General features: G+C 70.0%; 10 protein-coding genes and 1 tRNA gene. 5 read left to right on the top strand and 6 right to left on the bottom strand.

Translation table 11 applies throughout. The features are described 5' to 3' along the window. Window positions 1-138: 138 nt before the first annotated feature. The 5 genes from fabF to Q0L54_RS07380 all read right to left on the bottom strand — a co-directional run bounded on the left by fabF (window position 139) and on the right by Q0L54_RS07380 (window position 4894). Window positions 139-1371, bottom strand: coding sequence for a beta-ketoacyl-ACP synthase II (gene fabF / locus Q0L54_RS07400; RefSeq protein WP_296666688.1), 1233 nt, complete (start codon window positions 1369-1371; stop codon window positions 139-141). A gap of 29 nt (window positions 1372-1400) precedes the next feature. Beyond that, window positions 1401-1649: an acyl carrier protein gene (locus Q0L54_RS07395; protein ID WP_296666685.1), complete on the bottom strand. Its 249-nt coding sequence runs from the start codon at window positions 1647-1649 to the stop codon at window positions 1401-1403. A gap of 81 nt (window positions 1650-1730) precedes the next feature. Next, window positions 1731-2732 (bottom strand): beta-ketoacyl-ACP synthase III, encoded by a 1002-nt coding sequence (locus Q0L54_RS07390; protein WP_296666683.1) that lies wholly within the window; start codon window positions 2730-2732, stop codon window positions 1731-1733. Between the two features lie 3 nt (window positions 2733-2735). Further along, complete coding sequence (locus Q0L54_RS07385) at window positions 2736-3644, bottom strand: ACP S-malonyltransferase (RefSeq protein ID WP_296666680.1); 909 nt, start codon at window positions 3642-3644, stop codon at window positions 2736-2738. 80 nt (window positions 3645-3724) lie between these two features. Beyond that, a complete protein-coding gene (locus tag Q0L54_RS07380; protein WP_296666678.1) occupies window positions 3725-4894 on the bottom strand; it encodes a CdaR family transcriptional regulator in 1170 nt (389 codons plus the stop codon). Window positions 4895-5147: 253 nt separating this feature from the next. Between Q0L54_RS07380 and Q0L54_RS07375 the strand changes: the two genes are divergently transcribed. Then, window positions 5148-6194: a hypothetical protein gene (locus Q0L54_RS07375; RefSeq protein ID WP_296666675.1), complete on the top strand. Its 1047-nt coding sequence runs from the start codon at window positions 5148-5150 to the stop codon at window positions 6192-6194. A gap of 12 nt (window positions 6195-6206) precedes the next feature. Here the strand turns inward: Q0L54_RS07375 and aceE are convergent, their stop codons facing one another. After that, the gene (gene aceE / locus Q0L54_RS07370; protein WP_296666673.1) at window positions 6207-8921 is read right to left on the bottom strand and encodes a pyruvate dehydrogenase (acetyl-transferring), homodimeric type; all 2715 of its coding nucleotides are present in this window, start codon (window positions 8919-8921) and stop codon (window positions 6207-6209) included. 212 nt (window positions 8922-9133) lie between these two features. Between aceE and Q0L54_RS07365 the strand changes: the two genes are divergently transcribed. The 4 genes from Q0L54_RS07365 to Q0L54_RS07350 all read left to right on the top strand — a co-directional run. Beyond that, entirely contained in the window at window positions 9134-9562 is a 429-nt protein-coding gene (locus Q0L54_RS07365; protein WP_296666671.1) for a DUF3052 family protein, read from the top strand. Then, a complete protein-coding gene (locus Q0L54_RS07360) occupies window positions 9559-10023 on the top strand; it encodes a redoxin domain-containing protein (protein ID WP_296666667.1) in 465 nt (154 codons plus the stop codon). The genes Q0L54_RS07365 and Q0L54_RS07360 overlap by 4 nt, the downstream gene beginning before the upstream one ends. Window positions 10024-10119: 96 nt before the next feature. Further along, window positions 10120-10193, top strand: a tRNA-Val gene (locus Q0L54_RS07355). A 10-nt stretch (window positions 10194-10203) separates the two neighbouring features. Beyond that, window positions 10204-10784, top strand: a 581-nt coding sequence (locus tag Q0L54_RS07350) for a potassium channel family protein (protein ID WP_296666664.1), incomplete at its 3' end; no start/stop codon positions are given.

The raw sequence follows: 10784 nt of genomic DNA, 5'->3' as shown, positions 1-10784 counted from the left end.
GTGCGCACGGAGTTGCCCGCGACTCGCCGCCGCGACGGGACGATGCGGGCCTCGCGCGCGGGGTGTCGCGCCGTACTCCGTGCCCAGTGTCAGGCGGGGGAGAGGGTCAGGCGGGGAGAGTGTCAGGCGGTGAGAGGGTCAGGCGGTGCCGAAGACCAGCGCCACGTTGTGGCCGCCGAATCCGAACGAGTTGTTGATCGCGGCGATCTGACCCTCGGGGAGAGCCCGCGGGGTGTCGCGTACCAGGTCCACCTGGAGCTCCGGGTCGGGCTCGGTGACGTTGATGGTGGGGGGCGCGGTGCGGGTCTCGAGGGCCTTCACCGTGAACACCGACTCGAGGGCGCCCGCGCCGCCCAGCAGGTGGCCGGTCATCGACTTCGTGGCGGAGAGCAGCACCTGATCGGCGTGCGCGCCCAGCAGCCCGCGAATGCCGCGGGCCTCGATCATGTCGCCCACGGGGGTCGACGTCGCGTGCGCGTTGACGTGCGCGACGTCCTGCGTGGTGAGGCCCGCGCGCTCGAGCGCGAGCCGCATGGCGCGCGTCTGACCGGCGCCGTCCGGCTCGGGCGCGGCGATGTGGTGCGCGTCCGCCGTCATCCCCAGGCCCAGCACTCGGGCGTGGATGTGGGCGCCGCGAGCCGCGGCGTGCTCCTCGGACTCGAGGACCACGACGCCCGCACCCTCGCCCAGCACGAACCCGTCGCGTGAGACGTCGTACGGACGCGAGGCGCCCGCCGGGTCGTCGTTGCGCTTGGACAGGGCCTGCATCGCCGCGAAGGCGGAGATCGGGAGCGGGTGGATGGCGGCCTCGGTGCCGCCGCAGATCACCACGTCCGCGCGGCCCGACTGGATCATGTCGAAGCCCATGCCGATCGCCTCGGCCCCGGACGCGCAGGCGGACACGGGTGCGTGCGCGCCGGCGCGGGCCTTGAACTCCAGCGACACGTAGGCCGTGGGGGAGTTGGGCATCAGCATGGGCACGGTGAGGGGCAGGACGCGCGCGGCGCCCCGCTCCTTCACCGTGTCCCACGCGGACAGCAGCGTCCACACGCCACCGATTCCGGAGGAGACCACGCTGCCTAGGCGCTCGGGATCCACCTCGGGCGAACCCGCGTCCGCCCAGGCCTCACGCGCGGCCACGATCGCCATCTGGGCGGACGGGTCCATGCGCTTGGTCTCCGGGCGCGACAGCACGTCCCCGGTTGGCACCGCCAGCTGGCCCGCGAAGGTCACGGGCATGCCGTACTTCTCGGCCCAGTCGTTGTCGAGGGTGCGCACGCCCGAGCGGCCCGCGAGGGCGCCCTCCCACGTGCTGGCCACGTCGCCGCCCAGCGGGGACGTGGTTCCGAGTCCGGTGACGACGACGTTCATGGCAGCACTCCGGGGTGAGATGGTGTGGATCAGTTCTGGGCGTCGGTGATGTACGAGACGGCGTCGTCGACGGTCACGAGGTCCTTGACCTTCTCGTCGGGGATCCGCACGTCGAACTTCTCCTCGGCGAGGGTCACGATCGTCATCATCGACAGCGAGTCGATGTCGAGGTCGTCGGTGAACGACTTGTCGAGGCTCACCTCGGCGGTGTCGATGTCGGTCTCTTCCGAGACGATCTCGGCCAGGCCGGCGAGGACCTCATCCTTGGACATTGCCATGTGCTGCTCCTTCTTGGGTCGGGCGGCGCCGTGGCGCCTTGTTCGTTGTGAACGCTTGTGAACTCTACGCGCGGGTGCCGCTCAGGGCAGGACCACCACCTGCGCGGCGTAGACCAGGCCGGCTCCGAAGCCGATCTGCAGGGCCAGGTCGCCGGACTTCGCGTCGCCGTCGCGCAGCAGCCGCTCGGTGGCAAGCGGGATCGAAGCGGCGGAGGTGTTGCCCGAGTCGACGATGTCGCGGCCGATCGCGACGTGGTCGGGCAGGCCGATCTGCTTGACCATCTGGTCGATGATGCGAATGTTCGCCTGGTGCGGGATGAAGGCCTGAATGTCGTCCGGAGTCACGCCCGCCGCCTCGATCGCCTGCAGCGCCACCGGCGCCATCTTGAACGATGCCCACTTGAACACCGCGGGCCCTTCCTGGACCAGGGTCGGGAAGGGCACGTCGCGGTTGTCGCGGACATCAAGCCACGAGCTGGTCTGCCGGATGAGCTCGGCCCCGCCGCCGTCGGAGCCCCAGATGGTGGGGCCGATGCCTGGCGTCTCCGAGGCGCCGATCACGACGGCGCCGGCGGCGTCCCCCAGGAGGAAGGAGATCGAACGGTCCGCGGGGTCGACGAAGTCGCTGAGCTTCTCCGCGCCCACCACGAGCACGTTGCGCGCGGCGCCCGATCGCACCAGCGCGTCCGCCTGTCCGATCCCGTAGCAGTAGCCCGCGCAGGCTGCGGAGATGTCGAACGCGGCCGCCGGCGTGGCTCCTAGGCGCTCGGCGAGCACCGGCGCACCGCCGGGGGTGATGTGGGGATACGAGATGGTCGAGAGGATGACGGTGTCGATCTCGGAGGCGTCGATGCCGGCCTGCGCGATGGCGTCGCGCGCGGCGCGCTCGGAGAGGTCGATCACGGACGTGCCGGCATCGGCCCGCACGCGCGTCGCGATGCCCGTCATCTTCCGGATCCACTCGTCCGACGAGTTGATCGGCCCCACCAGGTCGTCATTGGGCACGGCGTTCTCACCGCGGGCGACTCCGAGGCCGAGGATGCGGGTGAACTCCGGTCCACGGCGGACGTTGAGTGCGGTCACGATTCAGGCCTCCAGGAGGTCGAGGGCAGCGGCAAGGTCATCGGGCGTTTTCAAGGCGACGGCGGGGACACCCTTCATCGCGCGCTTGGCGAGGCCGGTCAGCACCCCACCGGGCGCTACCTCGACGATACCGGTGACTCCCAGGCTCAGCATCGTCTCCATGCACAGGTCCCACCGGACGGGGTTCGCGATCTGGCGGACGATGCGCGCCACGGCGTCGGCGCCGTCTGTCACGGGAGCGCCGTCGGCGTTGCTGAGCAGCACGCCCGCCGGATCCGACACGACCGTCGCTGCCGCGGCCGCGTCGAGGTCGACGACGGCCGGAAGCATGTACGCGGTGTGGAAGGCGCCCGCGACCTGCAGCTCGATCACCCGAGCGCGCGCCGGAGGCTCGGCCACCAACGCGGTGATGGCGTCCTTGGCGCCGGCAGCGACCACCTGGCCGCCGCCATTGACGTTGGCCGGAGTGAGGTCGAGGGCCGCGAGGGCCGCCGCGACCTCATCCGCGTCGCCTCCCAGGACCGCGGCCATCGAGGTGGGCTCGCTCTGAGCGGCCGCGCGTGCCATGCCGGTCCCGCGCACGGCGACGAGCCGCATCGCGTCCGCGTCCGAGACCACGCCCGCCAGCGCGGCGGCGGCCAGCTCTCCCACCGAATGCCCGGCGGAGATCGCCGGAGCGGCGTCGCCGAGAAGTTCGCGGCCGGTGGCGATCGCCGTGGCGACCAGCAGCGGCTGAGCGATCGCGGTGTCGCGGATGGTGTCCGCGTCCGACGTGGTGCCGTGACGCACCAGGTCGACTCCTGCGGCGTCGGACAGCGCGGCGAGGCGCTCGGCGACGGCGGGGATGTCGAGCCAGGGCGCGAGCATCCCCGGGGTCTGGGCACCCTGGCCGGGACAGAGAACGGCGATCATGGTGATTAAGCCTGCCTCACAATTCGAGGGCCCTGGGGGCGGTGGAGATACCGATTCGGGCCGATGTTGTTGTATGGAACCTACAAAGGAGCCGCCGCCGCGTCGCGGAGCCTGCCGAGCGCGAAGGCCGTCTGGAGCACGTGCGCGTCGCGGGTCGACAGCACGTCCCAGCCGGTGAGCTCCGCCACCTTCTTGAGCCGGTATCGCACCGTGTTGGCGTGCACGAACATGGTGCGGCTCGCGAGCTCGAGCGACCGCCCGCAGTCGAGGAACGTGGCGACCGTCTCCTTGAGCGAACCGCCGGCTGTCGCGATCGGGTCGTACGCGACGGCGATGAGGCGGGCGCCGGCGGCGGCGTCCCCGACCAGGACCCGCTCCGGCAGCAGGTCGTCGGCGTCGACGGGTCGCGGGGCCAGGGACCACGCCGGCGCGGCGGAGGCACCGTTCATCGCCGCTCGCGTCGAACGCGCCACCTCGACCAGGGTGATCGCAGGCGGCCCCACCACCACCGGACCGGGACCGAAGCTGGGGAGGAGCGCCTCGCTGAGCTCATGCAGGTCGCCGTCGGAGCGCGCGATCACCACCAGGTCCTCGCCGTGGATCCCGACGAGCGCGCCGTGCGAGGCGCGCCGGATGATCCGACGCAGCTCCGCCGACTGGACCTCGCCGAGCGGCCCGTCCGTCATGCCGACCATGACCAGCGTGGGTCCCGGCTTCCAGCCCAGTGCCGCGGCCCGCGACGGGAGGTCGTCGTCGACCTCGCCGCGGACGAGCGCGTCGACCACGAGCGCCTCGAGCCGGGCGTCCCAGGCGCCGCGCGACTCGGCGGCTCGCGCGTAGACCTCAGCGGCTGAGAACGCGATCTCCCGGGAGTACCGCAGGATCGACTCCCGCAGGTGGATCTCGGCGCCGGGTGCCGCGAAGTCATCCGAGTGGCTCTCGACGATCGCGACGAAGGTGCGCACGATGGTGAGCGTGTGCTGGAGGGAGATCGCCCGGGTGAGCTCGGGCGGCGCCGATGCGAACATCTCGAGCGCGCCGCGATGCCCCGCCTGCGGATCCGCGAAGTAGGTGACGAACGATGCGATGCCCGCCTGCGCGACCGTTCCCACCCACGAGCGGTCTTGCGCCGGCAGCTCGCGGAACCACGGATACTCCGCATCGAGGGTCTTCAGCGCGATGGTGGCGAGGCGGCCGGTCCCTCCGCGGAGACGGCGCAGCGTCTCGGCACGCATCTCCGGGGTGACCATGGGCGTCAGCCTAGCCGTCGATTGTGAGGAATGGACAAGCGGCGGCGGTATGAGAACGGCGCCGTGTGCGGAGACCGGAGGTTCGCCCGGGCCGCCCTTTGGATGAAATCCCCAGACCCTCCCGCCGTTCGCGGCTCGGCACAGGGGTGTCGTGCGCCGGACTGTGCGGAGCGCGGACCTGGCGCGTCGACCGGGCGCCGGTTCGCCCAGAGCGGTAGCGTGCTCAAAAAGGCCGATCATCAGGGAGACTGCCATGGAGCCGCAACGTCGGATGGACCCGCGACCCCGACCTCTGCTCGGGATGCTGCTGGGCCTGCTGATCGGCGCCGTGGGGGTAGCGCTGCTCTGGCAGACCGGCGTCATCGACCCGGGCCGCCTGGTCTCGTTCCTCGTGGTCGCGGTGGCCACGCTGGCCGTGACCGGACTGCTCACCCGGTCCATCGCGGCCGCCCGTGGTCGCTTCGTCACGGTCGCCGTGATCTCCGGCATCCTCGCGGGCGTGGCGCTCACGGGAATCCCCGAGATCGTGCGCTCCGGCGCCGTCTCAGACGGCTGCACGGTCGAGGCAACCGTGGGCGATGCGACGGTGACACCCGGCGACACCAGCGCGTTCTCCCCGCTCGACCTCGCCCCCGACGCGACCGTGAGCTGGTCCGCGGCATCCGATTCGCCCGTGGTGGTCACCGAGCGGGTCGGGGGAATCATCGTCGCTGGCTTCGCCATTCCGATCCGCACCGTGACGGTCACGGGAGCGTCCGAGGTCCAGGAGCTGGCCGGCACCGTCGACGTCGCCGAGGGCCTCGCCTATATCAAGGACACGACAGGCCTCGACGTATCTGGCGTCTATCACGCCTACGGATCCATCTCCGGCGAGTCAGCGGCCTGCGAGCTCGACGGCTGGGTGCTCGTCGCCCCAGAGAGCGCCTTCTCCACCAACACGCTCAAGGGCCTGTGGGTGGCGCTGGGACTGCTGCTGGTGGCGATCGCGTGGGCGGCACTCGCGGTCCGCAAGTCCTTTGTGGATGCCGCGGCGGCGCGCGCCGAGGCCGGCAAGGTCTACGACGGCAGCGTCACCTCCGGCGCAGCCGCCGTGGGAACCGGGGGTGCCTACGCTGCGCCTGACGCCGCACCGAGTGGTGCGACAACGTCCGAGCCCCAGCAGGAGGCGACCCCGGAGCCCGAACCCGGGGCCGTCTCGGAGCCGGACGCGACCCCGGAGCCGGAGCCGGAGCCCGCGCCTGAAAGCGACGACGGGCCGGAGCCCGCATCCGAGGACGAGGATTCCGACCCGCGGCCGTGACGTGCTGAGCGGCTAGGCGTCTCCGCCCGCGTTGCCGGACGTGCCCTTGCGCACGTCGTGGAGCTCGTAGCGCTGGATGGCGTGCGCGAACGTGCCCTCGGGCACCTCGCCGCGCCGCTCGAGCTGCTGGAGCACGCGCACCGCCGTCGAGGCGCCGTCGATGTGGAAGAACCGACGCGCGGCGGCGCGGGTGTCCGAGAAGCCATAGCCGTCCGCGCCCAGCGTCGCGTAATCGCCGGGAACCCACGCGCGAATCTGGTCGACCACCAGGTGGTCGTAGTCCGACGTGGCGATGAACGGACCCGCGGAACCCTGGAGCTTCTGGGTGACGAAGGGGACGCGCGTGCCGTTCTCGGGGAACAGGAACGCATCGCGCTCGACGGCGAGCGCCTCGCGGCGCAGCTCGTTCCACGAGGTGACGGACCACACCGCGGCGCGGACGCCGTAGTCACGCAGCAGCATCTCCTGAGCCTCGAAGGCCCAGGGCACCGCGACGCCGGACGCGAGGATCTGCGCCTCCGGGCCCCCACCCGCCGGTGCGGCCGCCACGCGGTGGATTCCCTTGAGGATGCCGTCGACGTCCACATCGTCCGGCTCCGCCGGCTGCTGGTAGGGCTCGTTGTAGACCGTCAGGTAGTACATGACGTTCTTGTCGCGGCCCGAGTCAGGGCCGTACATGCGCTCGAGCCCGTCCTTGACGATGTGGCGGATCTCGTAGCCGTACGCCGGGTCGTAGTGGATCACCGCAGTGTTGGTGCCCGCGAGCAGCGGCGAGTGGCCGTCCGCGTGCTGCAGGCCCTCGCCCGTCAGCGTGGTGCGACCCGCCGTGGCGCCGATGATGAAGCCGCGCGTGAGCTGGTCGCCCGCTGCCCAGAACTGGTCGCCCGTGCGCTGGAAGCCGAACATCGAGTAGAAGATGTAGAACGGCACCAGCGCCTCGCCGTGCGTGGCGTACGAGGTGCCCACGGCCTGGAACGCCGCGGCTGACCCGGCCTCGTTGATCCCGGTGTGCATGATCTGGCCGGACTCGGACTCCTTGTAGGAGAGCATGAGCTCGCGGTCGACCGGCAGGTAGTTCTGGCCGTTGGTGTTGAAGATCTTGGCGCTCGGGAAGATCGCGTCGAGGCCGAACGTGCGTGCCTCGTCGGGGATGATCGGCACCACCCGGTGGCCGAACTCCTTGTCCCGGACCAGATCCTTGAACAGGCGCACGAACGCCATCGTGGTGGCAACCGACTGCTTGCCGGATCCCTTGGCGAGAAGGTCGAACGCCTTGTTGTCGGGCAGCGTGATCGCCTTGTCGGGGTCGCGCCGCTCCGGCACGAATCCCCCGAGGGCGCGGCGCCTCTCGAGCATGTACTGGATGGCGGGGTCGTCCATGCCGGGTTGAAAGTACGGCGGGTTGTACGGGTCCGCCTCGAGGTCCTCGTCCGAGAACGGGATGTCGAAGGTGTCGCGCAGAACCTTGAGGTCCGCGGCCGCCAGCTTCTTCATCTGGTGCGCCGCATTGCGCGCGGCGAAGTTCGAGCCGAGTCCGTAGCCCTTGATGGTCTTGGCGAGGATGACGGTGGGCTTGCCGTTCTTCTCGGTGGTGGCACGGGCGTAGGCGGCGTACAGCTTGCGGTAGTCGTGGCCGCCGCGCTTGAGCGCCCAGATCTCGTCGTCCGTCATGTCCTTGACGAGCTCCTTGGCGCGCGGGTCGCCGCCGAAGAACTGGTCGCGGATGAACGCGCCGGACTCGGCGCGGTACGTCTGGAAGTCGCCGTCGGGGACGGTGTTCATGAGGTTGACGAGAGCGCCGTCCTCGTCTCGCGCCAGCAGCGGGTCCCAGTTGCGGCCCCAGACCACCTTGATGACGTTCCAGCCCGCTCCGCGGAAGTATGCCTCGAGCTCCTGAATGATCTTGCCGTTGCCTCGCACGGGGCCGTCGAGGCGTTGCAGGTTGCAGTTCACCACGAACGTCAGGTTGTCGAGATTTTGCGTGGCGGCCAGCTGCAGCATGCCGCGGCTTTCCGGCTCGTCCATCTCGCCGTCGCCCAGGAACGCCCAGACGTGCTGCTCCGATGTGTCCTTGATGCCGCGCAGCTGGAGATACCTATTGGTCCACGCCTGGTAGATCGCCGATGCGGGGCCCAGGCCCATGGAGACGGTGGGGAATTCCCAGAGGTCGGGCATGAGTCGGGGGTGCGGGTAAGAGGAGAGGCCTCGGCCCGGGCCGGACTTCTCCTGGCGGAACGAGTCGAGATCCTCGGGTGCGAAGCGGCCCTCGACGAGGCCGCGGGCGTACACACCGGGGGCCGCGTGGCCCTGGAAGTAGATCTGGTCGCCGCCGCCCGGGTGGTCCTTGCCGCGGAAGAAGTGGTTGAGGCCCACCTCGTACAGCGTCGCCACGGACGCGTACGAGGAGATGTGACCGCCGACTCCCTTGCCGGCGGCCTGAGCACGCGTGACCATCACGGCGGCGTTCCACCGGATCCAGCCCCGGTACCGGCGCTCGATCGCCTCGTCGCCGGGGAAGTCCGGCTCGTCGTCCACGTGAATCGTGTTGACGTAGGGCGTGTTGAGGCTGAGCGGCACGCTCAACTGCTTCTTGGCGGCGTGCTCGACCAACTGATCGATCACGTACTCGGCGCGGCTCTCTCCGCCCGATTCGATCAGCCCATCCAGTGACTCGAGCCACTCATCGGTCTCGCTCGGGTCCTTGTCAACCTCGCCGTGGTATGCCACAGGTGACCTTCCTGTCAGGCACGCGAGTCACGCGCCATTGAATGGGGATCGCGGCGTGTGCACCGCCTTGACCCTCATTCTGGTCACAACTCCAGGGAATGTCACGCCAGCGCCAACGGGGCGTCGATTGCACCCTGATGCGCGGTGCCTCTACTGTGGTCGACAGGCGCGTGAAGCAGCGCGATGAACCTTACGAAAGGGGTCCCGCCACCGTGGCGACACAGGAGGATGCGAAGGCCGCGGTGGAAGCCGTGGTCGCGAGACTCGGTCTTAAGACCGGGCAGATCATCCAGGAGTTTGGCTACGACGCCGATGCGGACGCACCCCTTCGCGCCTCCATCGAGGCGGCGACCGGGGAGAGCCTGGTGGACGAGGACTTCGGAGACGTCACCGACGGGTCGCTGGTGTGGTTCCGCGACGGCGACGACGACCTCGCGGACCTCCTCATGGACGCTCAGACCCTGCTCGACGACGGCGCGCCGGTGGTGGTGTGCGTGCCCAAGGCGGGGGTGCCGGGCCACGTGCAGCCGCGGGACGTGCAGGAGGCGGCCTCGCTGGCGGGCCTCAACGGCACCTCGACGTTCGTGATCGGCGGAACCTGGACTGCGACTCATCTGGTCGACAAGGGTCGGAGCAAGTGACCCATGCCCTGGTCGGGCGCACCGCGCCCGCCTTCCGCATGACCGATACCCACGGTCGCGCCGTCTCGTCGGAGGGCCTGCGGGGATCCGCCGTGCTGCTCGTGTTCGTGCCCTTCGCGTTCTCCGACACGTGCACCAACGAGCTCATCGACCTGCGCGGCGCGGACGACCTGCTCTCCCACGATGGGTTGTCGGTCATCGTGGTGAGCTGCGACTCGGTGTACACGCTCAAGGCCTGGGCGGACACGCACAGTTACAAGGCGGAGCTGCTGTCCGACTTCTGGCCCCACGGCGAGGTGGCGCGGCAGTTCGGCGTCTTCAACCCCCACAAGGGTCTCGCCACGCGCGGCAGCTTCCTCATCGACGCCGACGGCATCTGCCGGTGGGCGATCGTGAATCCCGAGGGCGAGGCGCGCGACCTCGCCGAGTACCGCGGCGCCGTCGACGCCCTGCTGGGCTGACCGGCGCGAGCCCCACGCGATCTCACGCCCGCAATGCGGCGCGGGCGGCGCGGCGCTCGAACCCAACCCCCGCATCGTCCTGCCAGAATGGGCGACGGGCCCTTAGCTCAGTTGGTTAGAGCACTGCGTTTACACCGCAGGTGTCATCGGTTCGAGTCCGGTAGGGCCCACGTGGGTTTCATGGACGCGGACGACCGACAGAAGAAGCACGATGCGTATGCGCGGAGAGCGGATCCGGCGACGCTGGTTCTTGCGTTCGTGTTCCTTGTGGTGTGGTCCCTCCGCGCCATCTGGACGGGCATGGATCCCGGATTGAGCCGCGCGCTGTTCGTGGTCCAGGGGTGGATCTGGCTGGCCTTCATCGCCGACATCGTGATTCGCCTGGTGTGGTCGGGTAACCGGTGGCGCTGGCTGTGGACGCACCCGATCGACCTCATCGCCGTGTTCCTGCCGCCCGCGCGTCCGCTGAAGATCCTCACGGTCTTCACGCAGGGTGCGCTGCTCGGCGGTGCGCGCCGCGCCTTGAAGACGTCTCAGGCGGTGCTGGTCTCCGCGGTGCTGCTGATGTGGATCGGAGCCGTCTCCGCGCTCAGCTTCGAGCGTGGCGCCGAGGGCGCCAACATCGTCACCTTCCCCGACGCGCTGTGGTGGTCGCTGGTCTCGGTCACCACGGTGGGCTACGGCGACTTCTATCCCGTGACGACCGAGGGGCGCATCGTCGCGATGATCCTGATGCTGGTGGGGATCTCGCTCATCGGGGT

The sequence above is a fragment of the Demequina sp. genome (assembly GCF_024642165.1).
Taxonomy (GTDB): Bacteria; Actinomycetota; Actinomycetes; order Actinomycetales; family Demequinaceae; genus Demequina.
Note: the sequence above shows the minus strand (reverse complement) of the source record. Positions and strands in the feature narration are given on the sequence as shown.

Bases quoted from the DNA above. Each gene is read 5' to 3' on its own strand.
- Q0L54_RS07380 (WP_296666678.1), bottom strand. From the start codon at position 4,894: ATGGTCACCCCGGAGATGCGTGCCGAGACGCTGCGCCGTCTCCGCGGA.
- fabF (WP_296666688.1), bottom strand. From the start codon at position 1,371: ATGAACGTCGTCGTCACCGGACTCGGAACCACGTCCCCGCTGGGCGGC.
- Q0L54_RS07395 (WP_296666685.1), bottom strand. From the start codon at position 1,649: ATGGCAATGTCCAAGGATGAGGTCCTCGCCGGCCTGGCCGAGATCGTC.
- Q0L54_RS07375 (WP_296666675.1), top strand. From the start codon at position 5,148: ATGGAGCCGCAACGTCGGATGGACCCGCGACCCCGACCTCTGCTCGGG.
- Q0L54_RS07385 (WP_296666680.1), bottom strand. From the start codon at position 3,644: ATGATCGCCGTTCTCTGTCCCGGCCAGGGTGCCCAGACCCCGGGGATG.